Below are 23,208 nucleotides of genomic sequence, written 5' to 3' on the forward strand. Positions count from 1 at the left end.
TTTCATGTCGTATGCGATCAAAAATCTTGTCCAAGGTAGCCGGGAGCTCATCGCCTTCCGCATCGGCGATCAGGAATTTTGCGTGAACATCATGTCGGTTCGCGAGATCCGCGGCTGGACGCAGGCCACGCCGCTACCGCATGCGCCGCCGTTCGTCATGGGTGTCATCAACCTGCGCGGCGCGGTGCTGCCGATCGTAGATCTTTCCTTCCGGCTCGGCCTCGGGCAGGCGGAGCCGACGGCGAGGCACGTGATCATCGTCGCCCAGGTCCGCACCAAGACGGTCGGGCTTCTGGTCGAGGCCGTCTCCGACATCCTGACCGTCACCGACGAGAACATTCAGCCGACGCCTGAGATCTCCACCGATCAAGAGAAGCAGTATGCTCGCGGAATTCTCGCGATCGACAAGCGCATGATCTGCCTGATCGAGCTGGAAGGCCTCTTCCCCGAAACCGAAAGCGAGGCTGCATGATTCCCGCGAGTGCCGCATACCACAGACCATCCGACGACGAGATTCTCGCCAGCGGGGAATATCCGCTGACCCGGCGAGACCTGAACGACATCGCCGCGATGATCTATGCCGATGCCGGGATCGCTCTCAACGACTCGAAGGCCTCGCTCGTCTACTCGCGTCTGTCGAAGCACATCCGCAATCTCGGCCTCAGTGGCTTCCGCGAGTATTGCGCGTTGGTGTCCTCTCCCGAGGGTGCGCACGAGCGCCGGGAGATGCTGTCGCACCTGACGACCAACTTCACCCGGTTCTTCCGCGAGAACCACCATTTCGAGCATCTGCGTGACGAGGTTTTGCCGGGCCTGATAGCCCGCGCCAAGGCGGGCGGCCGCGTCCGCATCTGGTCAGCCGCGAGCTCGGACGGCCAGGAGCCCTATTCGATCGCCCTCACGGTGTTCCAGGCCTTCCCGAACGTGCTCGACTACGACTTCAAGATCCTCGCGACCGATATCGATCCGAAGATCCTGGCGATCGCCCGTCAGGGTGCCTACGACGAGCAGGCTTTGGAAACCGTCTCGCCGGCCATACGCAAGCAGTGGTTCAAGGAAGTTGAAATCGGCGGCCGCCGCAAGTTCCAGGTGGACGACCGCCTGAAGCGCCTGATCACCTACAACGAACTAAACCTGATGTCCCAGTGGCCGTTCAAGGGCAAGTTCGACGTCATCTTCTGCCGCAACGTCGTCATCTACTTCGATGAGCCGACGCAGATGCGCATCTGGTCGCGCTTCGCCGATCTTCTGCCGGAAGGCGGCCATCTCTACATTGGCCACTCGGAGCGCGTGTCCGGCGACGCGAAGGCCTATTTCGACAACACCGGCATCACCACCTACCGCTTTGTCGGAAAAACGGGAGGGCGCAAGCTGTGAGCGCACCCGCCCGCGTTCTCGTCGTCGACGACAGCCCGACCATGCGGGGGCTGATCAGCGCGATCCTCAATTCCGATCCGGACGTCGACGTCGTCGGCCAGGCGGGGGACGCAATGGAGGCGCGTGCCGCGATCAAGCAGCTCAATCCGGACGTGGTCACGCTCGACATCGAGATGCCGAACATGAACGGCCTCGAGTTCCTGGAAAAGATCATGACGCTTCGGCCGATGCCGGTCATCATGGTTTCGACCATGACCCACCGGGGCGCCGAAGCGACGCTTGCCGCGCTGGAGATCGGAGCCTTTGATTGCGTCGGCAAGCCGATGCCCGGCGAGGCTGATCCCTTCGGAGAGCTGGCGGAGAAAGTGAAGGCCGCCGCCCGTTCGCAGCATCGCTACAACCGCGCGCCGCGGAGCGAACCGCCTGCGAGCCGTGCCGTTCCGACGTCGGATTTCCGGGTCGGTCGCAAGATCGTCGCGATCGGTTCGTCCACGGGCGGCGTCGAAGCCCTGATCACGGTCCTCCAGAAGTTTCCGCGCAATTGTCCGCCGACGGTCATCACGCAGCACATGCCGCCGACCTTCACGAAGAGCTTCGCGGAACGGCTGAACCGCCTTTGCGCGCCGGTGGTCGAAGAGGCGACCGACGGTGCCCGCCTTGAGATCGGCAAGGTCTATCTCGCTCCCGGCGGCGAACGCCACCTGCAGGTGGCCAATGCCACCGCACCCTGTTGCCGCCTGGTGGAGCGGCCGCCGGTCAACGGCCATCGCCCCTCGGTCGACGTCCTGTTCGATTCGGTTGCCGAGCTTGCAGGCCGCAGCGCAGTCGGGGTCATCCTGACCGGAATGGGCCGTGACGGGGCCGCGGGCCTCCTCAAGATGCGCCATGCAGGCGCGCGCACGATCGGACAGGACGAAAAATCCTGCGTCGTCTACGGCATGCCGAGGGTCGCCCACGAACTCGGCGCCGTTGAACGCCAATTGCCGCTTGCGGCGATCGGCGAAGAAATTCTCAAACTTACTGCTGCCCGGAAAGAAGGTATCGAACATGTCACTAGCTGAGAAAATCAAAGTTCTGATCGTCGACGATCAGGTAACGAGCCGCTTGTTGTTGAGCGATGCCCTGACGCAGCTCGGTTTCAAGCAGATCACGGCCGCCGGCGACGGCGAACAGGGAATGAAGATCATGGAGCAGCAGCCCCATCATCTCGTCATTTCCGACTTCAACATGCCGAAGATGGATGGCCTCGGCCTGCTGCACGCGGTGCGCAGCAATCCGAACACGAAGAAGGCGGCGTTCATCATCCTGACGGCGCAGGGCGACCGTGCGCTTGTTCAGAAGGCTGCTCAGCTCGGCGCGAACAACGTTCTCGCCAAGCCCTTTACCATCGAGAAGATGAAGGCTGCGATCGAGGCGGTCTTCGGAGCCCTGAAATGACAGACGACAGTGCAGCTAGGCGCGTTCACATTATTCAGGGCGAATACAAGGTCGTATCCGATCCGAATATTGTGCTCTCTACCATTCTTGGTTCGTGCGTAGCTGCATGTCTGCGGGATCCGTTTGCAGGCGTGGGGGGAATGAACCACTTCCTGCTGCCGGGTTCGGCGACCGCGGGGGCGGGAGGCGGCGACGCCACCCGTTACGGGGTCCATCTGATGGAGCTTCTCATCAACGGTCTGCTGAAGCAGGGTGCGCGGCGCGACCGCATCGAGGCGAAGGTCTTCGGGGGTGCGAAGACCATTGCGACGTTCTCGAATGTCGGCGAACAGAACGCAGCCTTTGCCATGCAGTTCCTGAAGGACGAAGGTATCAAGGTCGTCGGCTCCTCAACGGGCGGGGAGCACGGCCGCAAGCTCGAATTCTGGCCGGTAAGCGGAAGAGCCAGGCAGTATCCGCTGACCGGCGCCGAGACCCAGAGGACCGTCGCTCTCGAGCAGAAACCGGTCTTCACGCCGAAGGCGGTGGAGAGCTCCATCGAGTTCTTCTGAATACCGCCGGCACGAAAAGGAATACAGGGGGACAAAGATCGTGGAAGAAGCATTGCCGCAAGTCCTGATGCGGGTCGTTACCGAACTGCACGACGTCGCGTATCTCATCGAGCGTATAGAACCGCAGCTTCTGGAACTCGGTGGCGCACAGGTGCTCGAGCATCCGGACGCCCTCAAGGTGCTCCAGGGTATCGACCTCGCCGTCCAGAAGACGCGCGGGCTCGCGGAGTTCATCGACACGATCACGGGTTCGATTCCAGACGGGTGGGTGGTCGACATGACGACGGCGCTCAGTCTCGTAAAGCTTGCTGAAATGCAGAAGGCGCTCGGGGCGGGCATCCGCCACGGTCACTCACAGCCGCTCGGCAAGGCCGCAGGGGACTTCGACTTCTTCTGACCTTGCGCGGCATTTGGCCGCTGCACAGCATAGGCACGAATTTCGGGGCCGCTCGTTCGCGAGCGGCCTTTTCGTCGTAGCGCGAAACGCTCGCACAAGTTTCAGTTCCTAATGTCTCGCAAGAGGGCAATGCGTCCCAGTTCCTTCAGTTGATGGCGCGAGACAGAATGAATCTGTTAAATCAATCACTTCAGATCTTTAAGAATCTGGCGTCGCTTGGCCAGACCAAGCTGTTGACCCTGGCGGGGGTCGGCGCTGTTTCCATCGCAATCATCATCGCCGCAGCACTCTTTGTTAACAAGCCGGCTTACGAGACCCTCTACACCGGGCTCGAAGCGACCGATCTCAATCAGGTCAGCATCGCCCTCGCGGAGGCCGGCATCGATTTCGAGGTTGGCACCGACGGGCAGTCGATCAAGGTCCCCGCCGGCATGACCAGCAAGGCGCGGCTGTTGCTCGCAGAGCACGGCCTGCCCAACAGCGCCAATGCCGGCTACGAACTGTTCGATAATGTCGGCTCTCTCGGCCTCACGTCCTTCATGCAGGAAGTGACCCGGGTCCGTGCCCTCGAAGGCGAGGTCGCCCGCACCATTCAGCAGATCAACGGGATCGCCGCCGCGCGTGTCCATATCGTGCTTCCGGATGTCGGCAATTTCCGCCGCGGCGAGCAGAAGCCGACGGCTTCCGTGATGATCCGTGCGGGCAACGAAGCCGGCCGCAAGGCCGCTGCCTCGATTCGCCACCTCGTCGCCTCCGCGGTGCCCGGCCTCGACGTCGAGGACGTGACGATTCTCGACTCGACCGGGCAGCTCCTCGCATCCGGTGACGAAATGGGCGGTCCGGCCAACCGTTCGATCGGTGTCGTCCAGACGGTCCAGCAGGAGATCGAGTCGAATATCGACAAGGCGCTGGCGCCCTTCCTCGGCATGGACAACTTCCGTTCGAGCGTAACGGCCCAGATCAACACCGACACCCAGCAGATTCAGGAGACGATCTACGACCCGGAATCGCGCGTCGAACGGTCTATCCGCGTCGTCAAGGAGAACCAGAAATCCCAGCAGCGCCAGCCGGATAGCGCCGCGACTGTGGAACAGAACCTTCCTCAGGCGGATGTTCAGGGCGGCGCCGGCGGACCGGAGTCGTCCGACCAGCAGGACAAGAAGGAAGAGCAGACCAACTACGAGATCAACAGCAAGACGGTTGCGACCGTCCGCAACAGCTATACGATCGAGAAGGTGTCCGTCGCGGTGGTTGTCAACAAGGGTCGCATCGCCAAGATGATCGGCGAACCGGCCGACCAGGCGAAGATCGACGCCTATCTTGCGGAAATGCAGAAGATCGTCAGCTCTGCAGCCGGCCTCGATACCGGCCGCGGCGACGTCGTCACCCTGACCGCCATGGACTTCCTCGAGAATCAGCTCCTCGAAGAATCGGCCACCGGCCCCGGCATCATGGAAATGCTGAGCCGCAACATCGGCGGCATCATCAACTCGCTGGCATTCGTCGCCGTCGCCTTCCTGATCGTCTGGATGGGTATCCGCCCGATGGTCCGCTCGGTCGGCGGTGGTACGGCGGCCCTGGCAGGCGCGAGCGAGGAGGCGGCCGGTCTCGAGCTGCCCGACTTCTCTCCGGCGGTCGGCGGTGGTGCCCTCATGGATGGCTTCGGCGCGGACTTCGGCTTCGACAGCACCGACGATCTGCTCACCATGGGCGACGATCCGAACGGCGGCTTCAACCGGCGCGTCAAGGAAGGTCCCGAGCGGCGTCTCTCCCGCATGGTCGAGATCAGCGAGGAGCGCGCCGCCAAGATCCTTCGCAAGTGGGCCGTCGACAAGGCCGCCTGACGAGCCGAAAAGTCTGGACGAAATCAGCCGCGCCGGCATCCCGGCGCGGCTTTGCCGTACCATCCTTCGCCGGGGTGCGACATTTGTGACGATTTGTATATGCAACTCTCGTCAAGTTGGGGAATCGCTGCGTGCGCGTTTGGGCTTGGCGGTATTTATCTTCTATCATTGTTGTGATTCGTCGGGCTGGCGAATCGATCAAGCGAATCACCGGGAGAGGGCGGCCTCTCGGAGATAGAAGGGGTGTACATCGAGGCCGTTTCATCCCGGAAAGGGGGAAACACAATGGACACGGAGTTGGTTAGGGCGGTTCGGAAGGAGAAAGACCGAACCATGTCCATCATGGACGACCCGGCCAGACCTCAAAGCAAGGAGCAGCTTCTTCAGAAGCTGATGGCGGTTGCGCAGGGCGGTAGCATCGGGCGCAGTTTGCACCTTCTGTCCGATTATGTCGGGGCAAACCATTTCCTGCTCGCCCGTTTTGATCTCGTCCAGGAGCAGGGACTCGATTTCGTCGTCTGCTCCAATTGGCCCTTCGATCTCGTGCGCCGCCTTGAGCGCGAATTCGCAGCGAGCTATTCCCGCACCACCGAGCTCGAGAAGTGCCTTTCTCTTCTACAGCCGCGGTTTGCACTTCTTCCGGACGACGCCGACGCTCCGCGAGGGCTCAGCCGGGAGTACTGCGCGCTGACCTTCAACGTCGGTCGCACGCGGCTGTCGCTGATGTTCCTTTATGAAGATGATATCGTGCTGTCGCCGGAACGGCTGCGAGAGGTCGGCCTGCTCTGCGGTTACTGCGTAAGTCTCTCCGCCGGTCGAGGGCAGCGGGCGGACCGCGAATTCGAGCTGACGGAACGGGAGATCGAATGCCTCTTCTGGATTGCCGAAGGCAAGACCAGCGACGAGATCGCCACCATCCTCGGCATTTCGCGCAATACCATTAACAACTACATCACGAGTGTCATGCGCAAGACCGCGACCAAGACGCGGTCCGAGGCGATTGCGTATGCCGTGCGCAATAACCTCGTATAGGGACGGGCCGATGAAATCCCCACAAGGCTCGCTCCCCTCTGCGAAAACCCAGGCCGGACACTCGCGCCAGATCAACGTGCGCTCGGAGATATTCCCGAAGCTCACTGCGCTGCAGAAGAGCCTCGGTGCCAACGGCTTCGCCGTGCTCAAGATCGCCGGCTCCGGTCTGCCCGGCAAACGCAAGCTCGTCGCTCAGCTTGACAACTGGTCGATGATGGTGCCGGCAGGCCTCGATGGCTTCCTCGTCCATTACGGAAGCACCCTGCTGTCGCACCTCGAGAGTTCTCTGTTGCCGCTCAGCTGGAATGCGGTCGGCGATTCGAGTTGGGCCGACACGTCGGATTTTTCCGTCTTCGTGGACCAACTACAGCCGCGCGTGCTGCCCTATTCCGGCATCGCGTTCCCCGTTCGGCTCGGCGCTTCGGGCAACGGATATGTCCTCTTCGCCGTCACCGGCGGCATCGATATTGCCGGGGAGCGGATCGTCGACATCCATTCCCGTTGCTGCAAAGTGATGACGGACCTGCTGTCGCTGGACGAGCGACGCACGCAGCCCGCCGAATCACTGAGCGATCGCGAGATCGCCTGTCTGCAGCTTGCGGGGGATGGTCGCATCAGCGAAGAGATCGCGGAGGCGCTTCGCCTCTCCGTGCACACCGTCAATGCCTATCTCGGGTCGGCGACGATCAAGCTCGATTCGGTCAATCGCATCCAGGCGATCGCGAAGGCAATCCGCCTCGGCTACATCACGTAGTCCGGGCGACGAGCTCATCGCCGCGACGGTTCAGGTGTAGTGCGGGGAGACGCCGGCGTTGCAGAAGCGAGCCGCCTGTAGGCTGTCGCGGAGCAGGCGTGTGTTCTCTTCCGGGCTGCCCAACGGATTGTGGAAAGCCACATGGCAGATCTCGAGGCCGGCGTGATCGTGGGTCAGGGTCAGCTGCGCATAGACGGTCACGTCGCGAGGCTTGATTTCGAGGTCGAGTACGACCTCCGGGGGGCCGCCCCATTCCAGCCTATACTCCCCGCCGGCGCCGAAGTTGACCGTTCCGGGATGGAAATAGAGTTCGGCCGCCGAGGAGACCAGGTCGGCGATGTTGCCATAGAGCTCGAAGCGCAGCAGTGAGATCAGGTCGGCGGCGTCGAGCAGCCGAAGTTCCGATGCAACCGGGCTGATCGCTTCCGCGACGATCTTTTCACGCTGGCTGGTATAGGGGCATTTCTTCATCGCGATTAGCGTACCCGCGTTTTCCTGGCCTTTGCCGCGTAGACCCGGTGAACGAGTTCCGCGACGGCCTTGTAGAATATCGACGGAATGACACTATCTATCGAGACTTGCGCAAACATGGAGCGAGCAAGCGGCGGGTCCTCAAAAATGGGGATATCGTGCGCCTGGGCGATCTCGCGGATCTTGAGGGCGACCAGGTCCTGTCCCTTTGCGATGACGACGGGAGCGTCGTTCTCCTCGCGCACATACCGCAGGGCCACCGCGTAGTGAGTCGGGTTGGTGATCACGAGCGTCGCGCGCGGCACATTGGCGATCATGCGGCGGCGCGCCCGGTCCCGTGCAATCGAGCGCTGCCGCGATTTCACGATCGGGTCGCCTTGCGACTGCTTGAGTTCGTCCTTGACTTCCTGCTTCGTCATCTTCAGCTGGGTGAACCAGTGGTAGCGCGTCCAGGCGTAGTCGCTGATCGCGAGGATTGCCGTCGCCAGAACGATGATGATCATCATCTTCTTCAGGATCGCAGCGAACTTCACGAGAATCACTTGTGGGTCGGAGAACATCGCGTCGAGGGCGCCGAAATACTCCGAGCGCAGCGCCATCACCATGATGGCCGATACAATGACGATCTTGAAGACGGATTTTCCGAATTCGACGAGGCCGCGTAGACCGAACAGGCGCTCCCATCCCTTGGCTGGCGAAATCCGCGACATTTGTGGACGAATACGCTCCAGCACGAACGAGGGCATGTTCTGGACGACGTTCGACGTGATGCCGAAGACCATGAAGAGGGCCATCGCCGGAAAGAGCAGGGCGCCCGCTTCCCACCCGAGGTGGACGAAGAGCGAGACGACGTCGGTTGCGGTGAAGACGCGCCACTGGTCGGGTTGCTCGAAGAGATCCCGCAGTGTCTCACCCAGGCGACCCATCGCCTTCGGAAGAAAGAACACGGAATAGAGATAAAAGGCGAGAGCCGACGCGAAGATCGGAATTTCGCGTGACGAAGGCAGATTGCCTTTTTCCGCGGCGTCCCGCCGCTTCTTCTCGGTCGGGGCTTCTGTTTTGCTTTCTTTGTCCTGTTCGTCAGACAAGCCCGCTGTCCTTGTTCGGCAATGCCCTTCGAGGCGGCGCCGGATTTGCTGGGCGCGTGTCTGTCGGGATGGGCGAGGCTAGCTGCCCGCCCGATCCCGTTCAATCGCGACGTGGGCGGGCGACAGGTTTTTCAACAGCAAGCCGCCTCAGGCGGCCTGCGTGGCATCGCCTTCCGTTTCCTTGAGCTGGATCTGACCGGAATTGGCAAGCCGGATCGCCTCCTGCGCGACGGCACGCCGGGCGATCGCGATCTCGCGCGGATTGATGCCGGTGGTGCCGGTCGCCAGATCGGATTCGATCATGCGGCGCTGACGCGGGCTGATCGCGGAAAGAACGCATTCGCGGATTTCCATTGATGCGCCGCGCAGCGCCATCGTCAGCACATCTCCGGAGACGTCGTTGAGGAGCAGCACGCGGCTGCGCTGCGGCATGGCGAGCAGATCCTCGAAGAGGAAGATCTTCGGCCGCACCTTCTCGACCGCCGACTTGCTGATCGTCTCCAGCGAGTTGAGGAGGGTGTCGACCTGGGGCTTGTCGAGCTCGTTCATCAGGTCCGCGACCTTGGCCGAACCCACCGAATTGCGCTCCGCCTCGATCTCCGAGATCAGTTCGTGCACGCGGTTCTCGATGATCTGAGCGGCCTTCTGGCTGACGTTTTTCAGGTTGACGGTGCGGTTCATGACGTCGGCGCGACGGCTTTCCGGCAGCTTCAGGAGAACCTTGGCGCCAAAAGAAGACGGCAGCATCGAGAGGATATAGGCGACTGTCTGCGGATGCTCCCGCATCAGGAACTTGGCGATGAAATCGGGGTCGGCATCCTGCAGCTGGTCCCAGATCGATTCCTCGTAGGCCTGGAACGCCGTACGCCGTCCGAGCAGCCCATCCACCTCCTCGGGGGTCAGTCCCTCCTCGAGAATGCTCTCGATCGCCTTGGCGTTGTCCATCAGGCCGGCACCTTCGGTGAAAAGGTCCTCGAACTCGTTGACCAACAGGTTGAGTTCGTCCGGTGGAATGGAGCGCAGCGTCTGCGCGGACGCGATGATGGTCTGCAGTTCGGCCTGGGTGAAGTACTTCAGCAGCTTGCCGGCGACGCCCTTGCCCATCGCCAGCAGGACGGCCGCAGCCTTGTCCGCCTGGGAAAGGGGTGTTCCAGGTAGGTTACTGCCGAAGTCGTCAAAGTCCATCATGGTCTTCTTCCTCTCTGGCCCGTCATGGGTCAGGTCGTCTTGCTACCCATCACTTCGATCAGCTTGACGCCGAAGCGGGTGTCATCGTTTTCGAGCACGGTGATTTCGCCACGCGCGATGCGTCGGCCGTTCACCGTGATGTCGACCGGCTCACCGATCTTCTTGTCCAGGGTGATGATCGCCCCTTCCTCGAGATTCATGAGGCCGGCAACCGGCATCTTGCTCGCGCCCAGGATGACTTCGACATCAATGGGAATGTCCATGATGAGATCGAAGTTGGCCGTCAGGGCGCTGCCGGGCTGTTGCGAGGATACCGTCGACGGCTCATCGAACCCGCCGCCGAATGCATCGGTGCCGAACGCGTCAGTCCCGAAATCGCTCACTGCGGCCGGGGCGGCGGCAGGAAAACCGCCGAGGTCCGATTCGAATGCGGAAAGATCGGCCGTGTCCATCGGCGAGGCGGAAAAGTCGCTGCCGAAATCGGGCAGTGTGCCTTCCGAATCACTCTTCAGGACGCCGCGCAGGTCGTCGACCGCCTGGTCGAAGGCGGCGTCGGACGTCACCATGGACAGTGCGTCTTCATCGGGTACAGGTGTTTTCTTAGTAGCCATGCAGTCATAATTCCTGTCGAAACTTGCCTCAGCCTGCCTTGGTGAAGCGTTGATGTGCTAGCCCATGAGATGTCTCAGGATTTCGTCTTCGCTGCTGACGTTGTCCTTGACGCGTACCGTGTAGTGTTCACCCGCCCGCCCGAACTCGCAGCGATAGAGATTCTTGCCGTTGGCGCTGACGTCGACCATGACGTCGCCACGATCCTGAAAGGCGATCACGTCGCCCACCGCCAGGCGGGAAATCGTATCGAGGGTCAGCGGCTGCAGCTGAATTCGTGCCTGCAGTTTCACCTGCGAACGGCGAACCTGCTCGGCCATCTGCTCGGCCCATTCCTTGCGGCTCTGGCCCGCCTGGCTCCGCGACTTCGGTACCGTGACCACGGTCTTCAGCAGGGCCTTCTGCGGGATGACTACGTAGAATTCGGAGGCGACGGGGCCGAGTTCGACACCCATCTTGACGACAGCGCCGTACTCGTCGACGTGATCCTCCTCCGGTTTCAGGCGGTCTTCGGCGTTGTGCGGGCGTTCGAGTTGCGGTTCGAAGGAACCGGGAACCTCGATGCCCGAGCGCAGGACGTTGGCGATCTTGCCGATCACCATGACGGACAGATCGAGCTCAATGCGTGAGAGAGGACGCTGGATCGGCTCCTCGATCGTTTCCGGGAGCGCTCCCAGCAGGTTCTCCATCAGGGTGACGACGAAGGCGTTGCCGCAGCCGACGACGAAATTGGGGCTCCAGTTGCGCAGCGATCCGTCCGCCAGCACAACGTTGTCGCCGAGTTCGGCGATGAGTTCGCTCATCAGGCCGGCTTCGTGGCCGTTGTAATGAACGTCGACCTGGAGGCCGGTTTCGCTCTGCAGGACGTCCGGCAGGAGTTCCGTGAAAAGGTGGCCGAAATCGCTGCAGAGTTTCTCGACGGTCTTCCTGTCGCCCAAGCCCCCGGTGAGGCGCGCGAGCAAAGCCTGATCCATTGCCGACTCCGGCTTGTTCTCGGTCATCATCATCGTCATGCCGCCGCCTTGTTCTCGCCGCCGGGATTCATCATTTCCTGCTCGACGGCGTCGATGGACGGACGCTCATGCGAGGAGATTGTCTTGCGTCCATATTCGAGCGCGACCTGCGGTACCGAGCCGTTCATGTAGGCGAGCAGCGTCTGCTTGACGATGATGTAGAGGCGATGCTGCTTGGTTCGGACAGTCTTGATCTGGGCGGCGAGCGGGTTGCAGATGCAATAGGAGAGGACGATCCCGAGCATCGTACCGACGAGTGCGGCGCCGATCAGGCCGCCGAGAACCTCCGGCGATTCGTTGATCTTGCCCATCGCCTTGATGACCCCGAGAACGGCCGCGACGATACCGATGGCCGGGAAACTGTCGCCCATGACCGTGATCGCGTTGTAGGGCTTCATCTTGTCGTGAAGGATGGTGTTGATTTCCTCGTCCATCAGCGCTTCGATCTCGTGGGAGCGGGCGTTCCCGATGATGATCAGTCGGACGTAGTCGCAGATGAAGGCAGTAAGATCCTTGTTCTTCAAAACGGAAGGAGCCGCCTGAAAGATCGTCGATTCGTCGGGATTGTCGATGTGCGCTTCGATCTCGTTGCGGGACTTCGTTCTCAGGTCGCGCATCAGAGAATAGAGGACCCCCAGAACGTCGAGATAGTCTCGTTCCTTCGGAACCGCGTTCTTCAGCACCTCGGCCGTGGATTTTCCGGAGTCCTTCACGACCTTTATGGGATTGGCCATAATGAAGCCGCCGAGACCCGCACCGCCGATGATCATGAGCTCGAAGGGCTGGATGAGGACGTTGACATGTCCGCCCATGGCCATATAGCCGCCGAGGATACAGCCAAAAGTGATAACAAGTCCGATTATGATGTTCATATCGCGCCCGCGGTGACAGTTATTTTCGGGTCTAGCGATAGGGGCCTTGCCTTGCGTGAGGCTGAATGCCGCGGGTTTCACGGTTTGTGAACCTAGAGAAAGCTTCGCACAAGCCTTTTGCCGCAAGAAGGGCGATAACGGACGCCTGACCCGATTGTCCACAAGAGGCGGAAAAGACCGTGACGACAACTTATGCGAGCTACCAGCTAATCACCCGGGATATCACCAGGTCTCTCGACCGCGTGGCGAAGGCCCCGGATGTCTCCCGCGAGACCGAGTATTACCTGTCCAGGATCGGCGACATAAAGTCCATCGACGACTTCATGGGCGACAGCCGCCTGTACAATTATGCCCTGAAGGCGCACGGCCTCGAGGATATGGCTTATGCAAAGGCCTTCATCCGCAAGGTGCTGACCGAGGGTGTTGCCGACAAGGAAGCCTTCGCCAATCAGCTTGCCGACAGCCGTTATTCGGAGCTCGTCAAGTCGCTGAACTTCGCCGAACAGGGTGCGGCTGCGACCGCGTTCACCAAAGCCCAGCAGGGGGTCGTCGACAAATACATGCGCCAGACGCTCGAGGAGCAGGCCGGTGCCGAAAATACGGGCGTGCGGCTGGCGCTCTACTTCGAGCGGACCGCTCCGAAGATATCCTCGGCCATGGACATCCTCGCCGATGACGCGCTCTCTCAAGTGGTTCGCACGGCGCTCGGCCTGCCGGAAGAGTTCGCTGGCTCCGATATCGACCAGCAGGCCGCCACCATCGGCCGCATGATCGACATCAAGGACTTCCAGGACCCGGAGAAGACGGGTCTCTTCCTCGAACGGTTCACCGCCATGTGGGAGCTGCAACATCCGTCCGAGAGCTACGACCCGCTCGCGGTGTTCGGCTCCTCGTCCGGATACGGCATCTCGCCGGATCTGCTCATCTCGATCAACTCTCTCAAGCTCGGAGGCAGCTAAGTGCAGTCGGGACTCTATGTTGCCCTGTCGTCCCAGGTCGCCCTCGAACGGCGCCTCACGACCATCGCTGACAATATTGCCAATGTGAACACCGTCGGCTTCCGCGGCACCGAGGTCAAATTCGACGAGGTCCTCAGCCGGACCCATAACGATCTCAATGCCAAGATTGCCTTCGTCTCGCAGGGTAACGACTATCTCTCGACGCGAGCCGGCGAATTGCAGCACACAGGCAACGAGCTGGACTTCGCGATCAAGGGCGATGCCTGGTTTGCGATCGACACGCCGGCAGGGCAGGTCCTGACCCGCGACGGGCGGTTTACCATCAAGGAGACGGGGGAACTCATATCCTTGCGCGGTTATCCGGTTCTCGATGCCGGCGGCGCACCGATCCAGCTCAATCGTGCCGGCGGTCCGCCGACGGTCGGGCAGGACGGAAAAATTCTCCAGGATGGCCGCCAGGTCGCCGTCCTCGGCGTTTTTTCCGCCGATGTCACCAAGGGGTTCGTGCGCTATGAGAACAGCGGCATCACCACGGTCGACCAGCCGCAACCCGTCGTCGACAACAGCCAGATCTCCGTGGTGCAGGGTTACCTCGAAAATTCCAACGTCAACGGCATCAGCGAAATTACCCAGCTCATCCAGGTCAATCGTGCGTTCGAGAGCGTCAGTTCGCTGATGCGCGACAGCGAGAGCTCGCTGAACGATGCGATCAAGACGCTCGGCGGATCGAGCTGAGGTCGCTGAGCCATGTCTGAACCCGTCTCCGCTGAATTCGCCCTTTCCGGCAAGCTGACCCAGCTCGCAGGCCTGGCGGCGCGCTATGCAGATCCCGCGTTCTCGGTGACCCACGGAGGCCGTGTGCGTACGATCGCCGCCGGCCATTACACGGTGGCGGGACTTTCGCGGCACGTGAGGCTCGGTGAATTCGTCGCCCATCGCAGCCCGACCGGAATCCACCTCGGAGAGGTGGTGCGGGTGGAGCCTGACGTCGCCTATGTCTGCCCGATCGAACCGGGCGAGCCGATCGGCATCCATGATCTCGTCATTCGCAAGGGCGCCTTCAGAATTGCTCCCGACGACAGCTGGTGCGGTCGCACGATCAACGCGCTCGGCGAGCCGATCGACGGACGCGGGCCGCTCACGCCCGGCCTGCTGCGCCGTCCGGTCTCCAACAGCGCGCCGTCATCCATGGCACGGCGGCGCGTGGAGCAGGGGTTTCGCACCGGCGTCCGGGCGATCGACATCTTCTCACCCCTGTGCTTCGGCCAGCGCCTCGGCATCTTTGCCGGGTCTGGCGTGGGCAAGTCGACGCTTCTGTCGATGCTCGCCCGGGCCGACGCCTTCGACAAGGTCGTGATCGCGCTCGTCGGTGAACGTGGACGCGAGGTGCGTGAGTTCATCGAGGATACGCTTGGTCCGAACATGAAGAAGTCGGTGGCGGTCATCGCCACCAGCGACGAGAGCCCGATGCTGCGCAAGATGGCACCGCTCGCGGCCATGACGATCGCCGAACACTTCCGCGACCGCGGTGAAAACGTACTCTTCATCGTCGACAGCGTTACCCGCTTCGCCCATGCGATCCGCGAGGTGGCGATGGCCGCCGGCGAGCCGCCTGTTGCGCGCGGCTACCCCGCCTCGGTGTTTACCGAGTTGCCGCGCCTCCTGGAACGGGCAGGTCCCGGCACCGAGGGTTCGGGAACGATCACCGCCATCATTTCGATTCTTGTCGACGGTGACAATCACAACGACCCGATCGCCGATTCGACGCGCGGCATTCTCGACGGCCATATCGTGCTCGACCGCTCGCTGGCGGAAGAGGGGCGCTATCCGCCGATCAATCCGCTCGCCTCGATCTCGCGCCTTGCGCGCAAGGCCTGGAGCGACGATCAGGAGAAACTGGTCTCCCGCCTGAAGACGCTCATCCACCGCTTCGAGGAAACCCGCGACCTGCGTCTGATCGGGGGGTATCGCGCCGGCAGCGATCCTGATCTCGACATGGCGATCAAGCAGGTGCCGGTGATCTACGAGGTTCTGAAACAGACGCCCGCCGACAGGCCGGCAATGGATGCCTACGCCGATCTTGCCAACGCCTTGAAGCAGGCGGCGATGCAGTCGGCGCCGGCCGCCATCGGAAAAATGAGGGGATAGTCGTGACCGACTTCGATACCGACGAACGGACAGTGTCCCCGAAGCCGCAGGCTTCGCGCGCGATGTCGACCACCGACCGCGTTCTCGCCGTGACGGGGGTCGCCCTCGCCTGCGCGGCCGCATTCTTCCCTTGGTACGTCTTCTTCAACGAAGAGAAGTTCGGTATCCGCGTCGCGGAAATGGATCATACGCGCGACCTGCCGGAAACGCCTGGTCGCAACGTCTTCAGTGTCTCGCCCCTCGCGATGGTCGACAAGGACGACAACGGACCGAAGCTCAACTGGCCGAAGACCGACCCGCTGGTGACGGCGACGGTCTCCAAGATCGGCAAGGAAAACGCGGCCGGAAAGGAACTGAAGGAGCAGCAACCGTTCCCGGGCAAGAGTGGCTTCCGCCTTCTGCACGTCGCCAACGGCCGGGCGCTGATCGAGGATAATTCCGGCATGTATATCGTGCGGGTCGGTTCGATTCTCCCCGACAACAGTCGCGTCGCAACGCTGGAACAGCGCGACGGCAAGTGGGTCATCGTCAGCTCCACGGGCGCCGTCTACGAGCCCGATTGACGTTCGTCTACCCGTAAGTCCCACGCAAGATTACGTGCGTAGGTTCACATCCAGAAAATGACGGAGTGAAGCCTATGCAGCCTATCCAGTTGTTCGCTTTGGCCTCCAGGCAAGCCGAATGGCTTTCCATTCGCCAGGAGGTCGTTGCCAGCAACATCGCCAATGCCAACACCCCCGACTATCGCGCCAGGGAGGTTACCCCCTTCAGCGCGGTGCTGGACGAGACGGTGCCACGCATGGCGAGGACCAATCCCGGTCATCTCGCCGCGAGCGAGTACGGTGACGACGTGGAGGTCCGTGAAGCCGCCCTCAACCAGGAGATCGGCGTTCTCGAGTCCGGCAACAGCGTCGCGCTGGCTGACGAATTGACCAAGGCGGGCGAAATCGGTCGCCAGCATCAGCTCAACACGGCTCTCGTCACATCCTTTCATCGCATGATGCTGATGACTGTTAAGAGGTAAGCCATGGATCCGCTGTCAGCCGCCCTCAAGATCGCCGGCAGTGGGCTGGAAGCCCAGTCCACCCGCCTGCGTGTCGTCTCGGAAAACATCGCAAACGCACGCTCGACCGGCGATACGCCCGGTGCGGAGCCTTACCGGCGCAAGACAGTCACTTTCGGGGCCGAGCTAGACAAGGTGAGCGGTGCCGATCTCGTGGCGGTGAAGAGACTTGGCGAGGACGATTCCGATTTCATCCGGGAGTTCGATCCCGGCAATCCCGCTGCGGACGAGCGCGGCTACGTCAAGATGCCGAATGTCAATGTCCTGATCGAAATGGCCGACATGCGCGAGGCCAACCGCACCTACGAGGCGAATCTGCAGACGGTCAAGCAGACGCGTGACCTGATCTCCTCGACCATCAACCTGCTGAAAGCTTCGCAATGATTGAGAAGACTGAAGACGTAACTTCGCTTTCCCGTTCCTCCGGACTCGGATTTTTCGCCGGTGAGTCCGCCTCCACCTCCGTGGGACCGTCTGATGGCGTCACCCCGGGTGCCGCAACCGGTCTGAGTTTTGCCGGTGTGCTGGGCAGCTTGGCCACCGATGCCGTCAACAATCTGAAGCAGGCGGAAGTCACCTCCTTCGAGGGCATCAAGGGTACGGCCAACACCCGCGAGGTCGTCGACGCCGTGCTCGCCGCGGAACAGTCGCTGCAGACTGCGATCGCGCTGCGCGACAAGATCGTCACGGCCTATCTCGAAATCACCAAGATGCAGATCTAGCGGATCAAGGACGGACACATGAGAGCGCTTGCCATCGCGGCCACCGGCATGGATGCACAGCAGACCAATCTCGAGGTCATCGCCAACAACATCGCCAACATCAATACGACCGGCTACAAGCGGGCCCGGGCCGAGTTCGCCGACCTTCTGTATCAGACGGAGCGCACCCAGGGCGTAGCCAACCGCGCCAACCAGGCGATCGTGCCGGAGGGTGCCAATATCGGTCTCGGCGTGCAGACTGCCGCGGTTCGCAACATCCATACCCAGGGCGAGCTCGCCCAGACCTCGAACGATCTCGACGTCGCGCTGGTCGGCCGCGGCTGGTTCCAGATCGAGGCGCCAGACGGCACGATCCTCTACAGCCGGTCGGGAGCGTTCAACACCAATGCCGATGGCCAGCTGGTGACCATCGACGGCTATGCCGTATCGCCGGCGATCACCGTTCCGGAAAACGCAAGTGAAGTGGTCATCAGCCGTACCGGCACGGTTTCCGCGCGTATCGGCAACAGCAACGACTTCACCGAACTCGGGCAGCTCACGATTGCCAACTTCGTCAATGAAGCCGGCCTGAAACCGCTCGGCGACAACCTCTTCGCGCAGACCGCGGCCTCCGGCGAACCGATCGTCGGTGCGCCCGAAGACCCGGGCTTTGCCTATCTGAAGCAAGGCTACCTGGAATCGTCGAACGTCGATTCGGTCAGGGAGATCACCGACATGATCTCCGCCCAGCGAGCCTACGAGATGAACTCGAAGGTCATCCAGACCGCCGACGAGATGGCACAGATCGTCAGCAAGAACCTGAAGTAGGCAGGAGGCAGGCAAACATGAGGTTTCGCCGGATCACCAGATACGCAAGAGCGATGACCCCGTTTGCGGTCGTCGCATCCTTCGTATTCGGCCAGACCCTGCCGGCCGCGGCGAAGGACGGCTACGCTGTCGTGCCGATGCAGACGATCTATCCCGGCGAGACAATCTCCGCTTCGCAGGTCGAGGAAGTGAGGGTCACGAATCCCAATCTGGCCGGCGGCTATGCGAGTTCGGTCGGCCAGGTGGTCGGCATGGTCACGAAGCGAACCCTGCTGCAGGGCCGGACGATCCCCTTGTCCGGACTGCGGGAGGCTTACGCGATCAAGCGCGGCAGCAGCGTCCGTCTGACGTTCGCGATCGGCAATCTGGTGATCTCTGCATCCGGAACACCCCTGACAGATGCCGGTGTCGGCGACGTCATCAAGGTTCGCAACATCGATTCCGGTGCAATCGTCAGCGGCACGGTGATGGCGGATGGTACGGTACAGGTGATGGCGAAATGAGTTTGCTACGGAAAGGCGCGCTGGCCCTGCTCAGCCTGTTTCTCGGCCTGGCCTGCGCCTCCGGCGCGAGTGCTGCCACGGCGTCGCGCATCAAGGACATCGCGTCGCTGCAGTCGGGACGTGACAACCAGCTGATCGGCTACGGCCTCGTGGTCGGCCTCCAGGGAACCGGCGACAGCCTGCGCTCCTCACCCTTCACCGAGCAGTCCCTGCGGGCGATGCTGCAGAACCTCGGAATCTCGACGCAGGGCGGCCAGTCGAACGCCAAGAACATCGCCGCGGTCATGGTGACGGCCACGCTCCCGCCCTTCGCGAGCCCAGGCAGCCGGATCGATGCGACGGTAAGTTCGCTCGGCGATGCCTCCTCCCTGCGCGGCGGTACGCTGGTGATGACCTCGCTCACCGGTGCCGACGGTCAGATCTATGCCGTCTCGCAAGGCTCTGTGATCGTCTCCGGCTTCAATGCTCAAGGCCAGGCGGCGAGCGTCACCGAGGGTGTCACGACGTCGGGCCGCGTGCCGAATGGCGCGATCATCGAGCGTGAGCTTCCGTCGAAGTTCAAGGACTCTGTCAATCTCGTCCTGCAGCTGAGAAATCCCGACTTCACCACCGCGATCCGGATTTCCGAGACGGTGAACGCCTACGCGGGATCGCGCTACGGTGGACCCATCGCAGAAGCGCGCGATTCCCAGGAAGTCGTCGTCCAGAAGCCGCGTCAGGCCGATCTTGCCCGGTTGATGGCAGAGATCGAAAATCTCGTCGTCGAAACGGATTCACCGGCCAAGGTCGTCATCAATGAACGCACCGGCACCATCGTGATCGGCGCCGAGGTCCGTGTTTCGAAGGTGGCCGTAAGCTACGGGACGCTCACCGTCCAGGTTACGGAGACACCGCAGATCATACAGCCGCTGCCGTTCTCGAACGGCAAAACGGCGGTGCAACCGCAAACGGACATCCTCGCCCAAAAGGACGGCGGCCCGATCGCCATCGTCGACGGACCGGACCTGCGAACCCTCGTCAGCGGACTGAACAATATCGGTGTCAAGCCCGACGGCATCATCGCGATCCTCCAGGGGATCAAGTCGGCCGGCGCACTTCAGGCGGAGCTCGTCCTGCAATGATGGATCGAATCGACTGCAAAATCCGTTTCTCGCTCGCCGGAACCGCCACCCTTGCGACGTTCCTGGCTGCCGTTCCCGTGGGCACAGCTGTTGCAGAGGACGTTGCTGCGCTTGCCCCGCCGGCCGGCGGAGCGACGCAGCAGGAAATTCAGCAGTTCTGCACCAGCATCGCCGATCCGGCGCGCGATCAGCGCTATCTGCTGCAGAAGCAGGAACTCGAAAAGCTGCAGGCAGAGGTCGACCAGCGCATCGGCGTACTTGAACAGCGTAAGGCCGAATACGAAGACTGGCTGAAGCGCCGCAATGATTTCATGCAGCAGGCCGAGGTCAATCTCGTCGAAATCTACAAGAACATGAAGGCGGACGCAGCCGCTCCTCAGCTCGAAAAGATCGACCCCGTTCTGGCAGCGGCCATCGTCATGAAGCTGCCGGCGCGTCAGTCGAGCCAGATCCTGAGCGAGATGAATGCCGAGAAGGCCGCCATCGTTGCGGGAGTGATGTCGAGCGCCGCCGATCCTACCACCTCGAGGGACCCCTCATGACGAAGCGTTTTCCTGCCGTCCTGGCTGTCTTGTTCCTGGCCGGTTGCCAGAGCCAGACATTGAAAGAGATCGGCAACGCGCCGTCGATGAGCCCGATCGGCAGTGGCCTGCGCTACAGCCAGACGCCACAGATGGCGCTCTATCCGAAACAACCGCGTCAGGTGGCCAGCGGCTATTCGCTCTGGAGCGACTCCCAGGCTGCACTCTTCAAGGATTCGCGCGCGATCAACGTCGGCGACATCCTGACGGTGAACATTCAGATCAACGACCGGGCTTCGTTCAAGAACGAGACGGATCGCAGCCGCACGAACTCGAGCGGAATGAAGTGGGCGACCCAGGCCGACCTCTTCGGCTGGACGCCGCCGGTGACCACCGGCGATCTGTCGTCCGGTTCTGATACCAGTACGGCGGGCAAGGGCTCGACGGCGCGATCGGAGAAGCTGACGCTTCTCGTCGCCGCGGTCGTCACCGGGATTCTCGAGAACGGAAACCTGTTGATCAGCGGCTCACAAGAGGTGCGCGTTAACCATGAGATCCGTATCCTGAACGTCGCGGGCATCGTTCGACCGCAGGATGTTGATGCGGACAACACCATTTCCTACGACCGCATCGCCGAGGCCCGGATCTCCTATGGCGGACGTGGTCGTCTGACGGAGGTACAGCAGCCGCCCGTCGGCCAGCAGGTCGTCGATCTGTTCTCGCCGATCTGACGGTGATGGGCCAACGAACCGAAGCGGGTGCGGGGATCATGGAAGAAGCGGAAGAAGCCGAAGCAAAGAAGAAGTCGCCGCTCATGCTGATGATTGCGGCGATCGCGCTGCTCACGGTGGCGGGCGGCGGCGGCGGTTGGCTGGTCGGCACCATGATCGCGCCCGACATCAAGGCTTCCCAGGAGTCCGCGGCGGCGACGGAGGAGGCGAAGGCGGGTGCCCACGGCGGCAAGGCGGAAGAAGGCCTCGCCCGTATCGCGACGGAGGCGAACGGTGTCGTTCAGCTCGAGCCGATCACCACGAACCTCGCTTATCCCTCCGAGAGCTGGATTCGTCTCGAAGTCGCTCTCATGTTCAAGGGCGCCCCCGACGCAGCGCTCGCCGAACAGATCCACCAGGACATCCTTGCCTACATGCGCACCGTGTCTCTGCAGCAGGTGGAAGGCCCGCGAGGCTTTCAGTATCTGCGGGACGACATCGAGGAGCGTGTTGACCTTCGCTCGGAAGGGCGGGTATCGAAGGTAATGTTCAGGACCTTCGTGATCGAATGATTCGATACCTCATCTTGCTCGCCGTCATGACGACGGTGCCGGAGCTCGCGCACGCGCAGCAGCTTCCGACCAATCTGCTGAACGCGCCGATCGATGGTTCGGTCGCGGCGTGGATCATCCGCACCTTCGGGTTGCTGACGGTTCTGTCCGTCGCTCCCGGCATCCTGATCATGGTCACCAGCTTTCCCCGCTTCGTGATCGCCTTCTCGATCCTGCGCTCTGGAATGGGGCTCGCGACGACCCCCTCCAACATGATCCTGACAAGCATGGCGCTGTTCATGACCTTCTACGTCATGGCACCGACGATGGACCGTTCCTGGCGGGATGGCGTCCAGCCGCTGCTGGATAACCAGGTGACCGAGGCCGAGGCCGTCCAGCGCATTGCCGAACCGTTTCGCACGTTCATGGCCGCGAACACGCGCGACAAGGATCTGAAGCTTTTCGTCGACATCGCCAACGAACGTGGCCAGACGGCGATCACCGGCGACAAGGTGGATTACCGCGTTCTCGTTCCCGCCTTCATGCTGTCGGAGATCCGGCGGGGTTTCGAGATCGGCTTCCTGATCGTGCTGCCGTTCCTCGTCATCGACATGATCGTTGCCACGATCACGATGGCCATGGGCATGATGATGCTGCCGCCGACCTCGATTTCACTGCCGTTCAAGATTCTCTTTTTCGTTCTGATCGACGGCTGGAATCTCCTTGTGGGCAGCCTCGTCCGGTCGTTTTCCTGATCGTTCTTGTCGCGGCGGCGGCATACGGTGCTGCATCGCGATAGAGCCGGGGTTAACCGATACGCTTTGGCTTGAAGGTCGGACGGCAGAAATAATAATTACATTACAACACGTTGTACGAAATATGCCGCCAGGCGGCGGAAAAGTGCCGTATAACGGTTTCTTAACCAGTCCGGTTCAGACGACGTTAAAATCCGTGCTGTTTGATGCTGCTCCAGAGACGGATTAATTCAAACGAAGATTAATTGACATGACGTCGTCCGCCTCTGCCGGTAGGTAATCCGGCATGTCCCTCCAACGTATCGAGTTTCCAAGGGGACACCTCTATGAGCAGTATTCTTACCAACGGCAGTGCAATGGCTGCGCTGTCCACCCTCCGTTCCATCTCCGCCAGCCTGGACGACACCCAGTCCCGCATTTCCTCGGGTCTTCGCGTCGGTTCTGCTGCGGATAACGCCGCCTACTGGTCGATTGCGACCACCATGCGTTCCGACAACATGGCCCTGTCGGCGGTTCAGGACGCTCTCGGTCTCGGCGCCGCCAAGGTCGACACGGCCTATTCCGGCATGAACTCGGCGATCGACGTCGTCAAGGAAATCAAGGCCAAGCTCGTTGCCGCCACCGAAGACGGCGTCGACAAGACCAAGATCCAGGAAGAAATCACCCAGCTCCAGGATCAGCTGACCTCGATCGCGGAAGCCGCCTCCTTCTCGGG

The 23,208-nt window shown here is 61.7% G+C and carries 30 protein-coding genes; 24 read left to right on the forward strand and 6 right to left on the reverse strand.

All coding sequences use genetic code 11. The features are described 5' to 3' along the window. Positions 1 to 4: 4 nt before the first annotated feature. From DFR48_RS07170 to visR, 9 genes are all read left to right on the forward strand, one after another. Complete coding sequence (locus tag DFR48_RS07170; protein ID WP_114362494.1) at positions 5 to 472, forward strand: chemotaxis protein CheW; 468 nt, start codon at positions 5 to 7, stop codon at positions 470 to 472. Further along, positions 469 to 1,377 carry a protein-glutamate O-methyltransferase CheR gene (gene cheR, locus DFR48_RS07175; RefSeq protein WP_114362495.1) on the forward strand — a complete coding sequence of 303 codons (909 nt, stop codon included), beginning with the start codon at positions 469 to 471 and terminating at the stop codon, positions 1,375 to 1,377. The genes DFR48_RS07170 and cheR overlap by 4 nt, the downstream gene beginning before the upstream one ends. Then, entirely contained in the window at positions 1,374 to 2,438 is a 1,065-nt protein-coding gene (cheB, locus tag DFR48_RS07180; RefSeq protein WP_114362496.1) for a protein-glutamate O-methylesterase CheB, read from the forward strand. The genes cheR and cheB overlap by 4 nt, the downstream gene beginning before the upstream one ends. Beyond that, a complete protein-coding gene (locus DFR48_RS07185) occupies positions 2,425 to 2,814 on the forward strand; it encodes a response regulator (protein WP_112688929.1) in 390 nt (129 codons plus the stop codon). Before cheB ends, DFR48_RS07185 begins: the two co-directional genes overlap by 14 nt. Further along, entirely contained in the window at positions 2,811 to 3,365 is a 555-nt protein-coding gene (gene cheD / locus DFR48_RS07190; protein WP_114362497.1) for a chemoreceptor glutamine deamidase CheD, read from the forward strand. Before DFR48_RS07185 ends, cheD begins: the two co-directional genes overlap by 4 nt. A 40-nt stretch (positions 3,366 to 3,405) precedes the next feature. Then, positions 3,406 to 3,762 carry a chemotaxis protein CheT gene (cheT, locus tag DFR48_RS07195; protein WP_425359237.1) on the forward strand — a complete coding sequence of 119 codons (357 nt, stop codon included), beginning with the start codon at positions 3,406 to 3,408 and terminating at the stop codon, positions 3,760 to 3,762. A 167-nt stretch (positions 3,763 to 3,929) separates the two neighbouring features. Then, positions 3,930 to 5,606, forward strand: a complete 1,677-nt coding sequence (fliF, locus tag DFR48_RS07200; protein ID WP_170141818.1) for a flagellar basal-body MS-ring/collar protein FliF — start codon at positions 3,930 to 3,932, stop codon at positions 5,604 to 5,606. A gap of 285 nt (positions 5,607 to 5,891) precedes the next feature. Continuing rightward, positions 5,892 to 6,638, forward strand: coding sequence for a transcriptional regulator VisN (visN, locus tag DFR48_RS07205; RefSeq protein WP_114362500.1), 747 nt, complete (start codon positions 5,892 to 5,894; stop codon positions 6,636 to 6,638). Between the two features lie 10 nt (positions 6,639 to 6,648). After that, entirely contained in the window at positions 6,649 to 7,392 is a 744-nt protein-coding gene (gene visR, locus DFR48_RS07210; protein ID WP_114362501.1) for a transcriptional regulator VisR, read from the forward strand. Positions 7,393 to 7,422: 30 nt separating this feature from the next. Here the strand turns inward: visR and DFR48_RS07215 are convergent, their stop codons facing one another. From DFR48_RS07215 to motA, 6 genes are all read right to left on the reverse strand, one after another. Further along, positions 7,423 to 7,863 (reverse strand): hypothetical protein, encoded by a 441-nt coding sequence (locus DFR48_RS07215; RefSeq protein WP_112688941.1) that lies wholly within the window; start codon positions 7,861 to 7,863, stop codon positions 7,423 to 7,425. Between the two features lie 5 nt (positions 7,864 to 7,868). Then, positions 7,869 to 8,951 carry a flagellar biosynthesis protein FlhB gene (gene flhB / locus DFR48_RS07220; protein WP_114362502.1) on the reverse strand — a complete coding sequence of 361 codons (1,083 nt, stop codon included), beginning with the start codon at positions 8,949 to 8,951 and terminating at the stop codon, positions 7,869 to 7,871. Positions 8,952 to 9,098: 147 nt separating this feature from the next. After that, on the reverse strand, positions 9,099 to 10,139 hold the full coding sequence (gene fliG / locus DFR48_RS07225; RefSeq protein ID WP_114362503.1) for a flagellar motor switch protein FliG: 1,041 nt from the start codon (positions 10,137 to 10,139) through the stop codon (positions 9,099 to 9,101). 29 nt (positions 10,140 to 10,168) lie between these two features. After that, a complete protein-coding gene (gene fliN / locus DFR48_RS07230; RefSeq protein WP_114362504.1) occupies positions 10,169 to 10,750 on the reverse strand; it encodes a flagellar motor switch protein FliN in 582 nt (193 codons plus the stop codon). A gap of 57 nt (positions 10,751 to 10,807) precedes the next feature. Further along, positions 10,808 to 11,761 carry a FliM/FliN family flagellar motor switch protein gene (locus DFR48_RS07235; RefSeq protein WP_114362505.1) on the reverse strand — a complete coding sequence of 318 codons (954 nt, stop codon included), beginning with the start codon at positions 11,759 to 11,761 and terminating at the stop codon, positions 10,808 to 10,810. Beyond that, positions 11,758 to 12,633: a flagellar motor stator protein MotA gene (gene motA / locus DFR48_RS07240; RefSeq protein WP_114362506.1), complete on the reverse strand. Its 876-nt coding sequence runs from the start codon at positions 12,631 to 12,633 to the stop codon at positions 11,758 to 11,760. Before motA ends, DFR48_RS07235 begins: the two co-directional genes overlap by 4 nt. A gap of 179 nt (positions 12,634 to 12,812) precedes the next feature. Between motA and DFR48_RS07245 the strand changes: the two genes are divergently transcribed. From DFR48_RS07245 to DFR48_RS07315, 15 genes are all read left to right on the forward strand, one after another. Continuing rightward, positions 12,813 to 13,592, forward strand: a complete 780-nt coding sequence (locus DFR48_RS07245; protein WP_114362507.1) for a DUF1217 domain-containing protein — start codon at positions 12,813 to 12,815, stop codon at positions 13,590 to 13,592. Beyond that, positions 13,593 to 14,327, forward strand: coding sequence for a flagellar basal-body rod protein FlgF (flgF, locus tag DFR48_RS07250; RefSeq protein WP_114362508.1), 735 nt, complete (start codon positions 13,593 to 13,595; stop codon positions 14,325 to 14,327). A 12-nt stretch (positions 14,328 to 14,339) separates the two neighbouring features. Beyond that, positions 14,340 to 15,740 carry a flagellar protein export ATPase FliI gene (fliI, locus tag DFR48_RS07255; RefSeq protein ID WP_114362509.1) on the forward strand — a complete coding sequence of 467 codons (1,401 nt, stop codon included), beginning with the start codon at positions 14,340 to 14,342 and terminating at the stop codon, positions 15,738 to 15,740. Between the two features lie 2 nt (positions 15,741 to 15,742). Beyond that, entirely contained in the window at positions 15,743 to 16,303 is a 561-nt protein-coding gene (locus DFR48_RS07260; protein WP_114362510.1) for a flagellar protein, read from the forward strand. 74 nt (positions 16,304 to 16,377) lie between these two features. After that, entirely contained in the window at positions 16,378 to 16,764 is a 387-nt protein-coding gene (flgB, locus tag DFR48_RS07265) for a flagellar basal body rod protein FlgB (RefSeq protein WP_114362511.1), read from the forward strand. Between the two features lie 3 nt (positions 16,765 to 16,767). Further along, on the forward strand, positions 16,768 to 17,187 hold the full coding sequence (flgC, locus tag DFR48_RS07270; protein WP_114362512.1) for a flagellar basal body rod protein FlgC: 420 nt from the start codon (positions 16,768 to 16,770) through the stop codon (positions 17,185 to 17,187). Further along, entirely contained in the window at positions 17,184 to 17,525 is a 342-nt protein-coding gene (gene fliE / locus DFR48_RS07275; RefSeq protein WP_112688963.1) for a flagellar hook-basal body complex protein FliE, read from the forward strand. The genes flgC and fliE overlap by 4 nt, the downstream gene beginning before the upstream one ends. Positions 17,526 to 17,543: 18 nt before the next feature. Further along, positions 17,544 to 18,332, forward strand: a complete 789-nt coding sequence (gene flgG / locus DFR48_RS07280) for a flagellar basal-body rod protein FlgG (RefSeq protein ID WP_114362513.1) — start codon at positions 17,544 to 17,546, stop codon at positions 18,330 to 18,332. Between the two features lie 17 nt (positions 18,333 to 18,349). Next, positions 18,350 to 18,835, forward strand: a complete 486-nt coding sequence (gene flgA, locus DFR48_RS07285; RefSeq protein WP_114362514.1) for a flagellar basal body P-ring formation chaperone FlgA — start codon at positions 18,350 to 18,352, stop codon at positions 18,833 to 18,835. Between the two features lie 26 nt (positions 18,836 to 18,861). After that, a complete protein-coding gene (locus DFR48_RS07290) occupies positions 18,862 to 19,956 on the forward strand; it encodes a flagellar basal body P-ring protein FlgI (RefSeq protein ID WP_308218658.1) in 1,095 nt (364 codons plus the stop codon). Next, entirely contained in the window at positions 19,953 to 20,498 is a 546-nt protein-coding gene (locus DFR48_RS07295; RefSeq protein ID WP_114362516.1) for a MotE family protein, read from the forward strand. Before DFR48_RS07290 ends, DFR48_RS07295 begins: the two co-directional genes overlap by 4 nt. Further along, positions 20,495 to 21,208, forward strand: a complete 714-nt coding sequence (flgH, locus tag DFR48_RS07300) for a flagellar basal body L-ring protein FlgH (RefSeq protein ID WP_114362517.1) — start codon at positions 20,495 to 20,497, stop codon at positions 21,206 to 21,208. The genes DFR48_RS07295 and flgH overlap by 4 nt, the downstream gene beginning before the upstream one ends. Before the next feature lie 38 nt (positions 21,209 to 21,246). Then, positions 21,247 to 21,759, forward strand: coding sequence for a flagellar basal body-associated FliL family protein (locus tag DFR48_RS07305; RefSeq protein WP_114362518.1), 513 nt, complete (start codon positions 21,247 to 21,249; stop codon positions 21,757 to 21,759). After that, positions 21,756 to 22,493 (forward strand): flagellar type III secretion system pore protein FliP, encoded by a 738-nt coding sequence (fliP, locus tag DFR48_RS07310; protein WP_112688971.1) that lies wholly within the window; start codon positions 21,756 to 21,758, stop codon positions 22,491 to 22,493. The genes DFR48_RS07305 and fliP overlap by 4 nt, the downstream gene beginning before the upstream one ends. Positions 22,494 to 22,819: 326 nt before the next feature. Next, a partial coding sequence (locus DFR48_RS07315) for a flagellin N-terminal helical domain-containing protein (RefSeq protein WP_483458455.1) occupies positions 22,820 to 23,208 on the forward strand: 389 nt, incomplete at its 3' end.

The sequence above is a fragment of the Ciceribacter lividus genome (genome assembly GCF_003337715.1).
Classification (GTDB): Bacteria; Pseudomonadota; Alphaproteobacteria; order Rhizobiales; family Rhizobiaceae; genus Allorhizobium; species Allorhizobium lividum.

Excerpts from the sequence above, each read along its gene's own strand:
- DFR48_RS07170 (WP_114362494.1), top strand. The coding sequence starts at position 5 with ATGTCGTATGCGATCAAAAATCTTGTCCAAGGTAGCCGGGAGCTCATC.
- cheR (WP_114362495.1), top strand. The coding sequence starts at position 469 with ATGATTCCCGCGAGTGCCGCATACCACAGACCATCCGACGACGAGATT.
- DFR48_RS07185 (WP_112688929.1), top strand. The coding sequence starts at position 2,425 with ATGTCACTAGCTGAGAAAATCAAAGTTCTGATCGTCGACGATCAGGTA.
- cheD (WP_114362497.1), top strand. The coding sequence starts at position 2,811 with ATGACAGACGACAGTGCAGCTAGGCGCGTTCACATTATTCAGGGCGAA.
- fliF (WP_170141818.1), top strand. The coding sequence starts at position 3,930 with ATGAATCTGTTAAATCAATCACTTCAGATCTTTAAGAATCTGGCGTCG.
- visN (WP_114362500.1), top strand. The coding sequence starts at position 5,892 with ATGGACACGGAGTTGGTTAGGGCGGTTCGGAAGGAGAAAGACCGAACC.
- visR (WP_114362501.1), top strand. The coding sequence starts at position 6,649 with ATGAAATCCCCACAAGGCTCGCTCCCCTCTGCGAAAACCCAGGCCGGA.
- DFR48_RS07215 (WP_112688941.1), bottom strand. The coding sequence starts at position 7,863 with ATGAAGAAATGCCCCTATACCAGCCAGCGTGAAAAGATCGTCGCGGAA.
- fliG (WP_114362503.1), bottom strand. The coding sequence starts at position 10,139 with ATGATGGACTTTGACGACTTCGGCAGTAACCTACCTGGAACACCCCTT.
- fliN (WP_114362504.1), bottom strand. The coding sequence starts at position 10,750 with ATGGCTACTAAGAAAACACCTGTACCCGATGAAGACGCACTGTCCATG.
- DFR48_RS07235 (WP_114362505.1), bottom strand. The coding sequence starts at position 11,761 with ATGACGATGATGATGACCGAGAACAAGCCGGAGTCGGCAATGGATCAG.
- motA (WP_114362506.1), bottom strand. The coding sequence starts at position 12,633 with ATGAACATCATAATCGGACTTGTTATCACTTTTGGCTGTATCCTCGGC.
- fliI (WP_114362509.1), top strand. The coding sequence starts at position 14,340 with ATGTCTGAACCCGTCTCCGCTGAATTCGCCCTTTCCGGCAAGCTGACC.
- flgB (WP_114362511.1), top strand. The coding sequence starts at position 16,378 with ATGCAGCCTATCCAGTTGTTCGCTTTGGCCTCCAGGCAAGCCGAATGG.
- flgC (WP_114362512.1), top strand. The coding sequence starts at position 16,768 with ATGGATCCGCTGTCAGCCGCCCTCAAGATCGCCGGCAGTGGGCTGGAA.
- fliE (WP_112688963.1), top strand. The coding sequence starts at position 17,184 with ATGATTGAGAAGACTGAAGACGTAACTTCGCTTTCCCGTTCCTCCGGA.
- flgG (WP_114362513.1), top strand. The coding sequence starts at position 17,544 with ATGAGAGCGCTTGCCATCGCGGCCACCGGCATGGATGCACAGCAGACC.
- flgA (WP_114362514.1), top strand. The coding sequence starts at position 18,350 with ATGAGGTTTCGCCGGATCACCAGATACGCAAGAGCGATGACCCCGTTT.
- DFR48_RS07295 (WP_114362516.1), top strand. The coding sequence starts at position 19,953 with ATGATGGATCGAATCGACTGCAAAATCCGTTTCTCGCTCGCCGGAACC.
- flgH (WP_114362517.1), top strand. The coding sequence starts at position 20,495 with ATGACGAAGCGTTTTCCTGCCGTCCTGGCTGTCTTGTTCCTGGCCGGT.
- DFR48_RS07305 (WP_114362518.1), top strand. The coding sequence starts at position 21,247 with ATGGAAGAAGCGGAAGAAGCCGAAGCAAAGAAGAAGTCGCCGCTCATG.
- fliP (WP_112688971.1), top strand. The coding sequence starts at position 21,756 with ATGATTCGATACCTCATCTTGCTCGCCGTCATGACGACGGTGCCGGAG.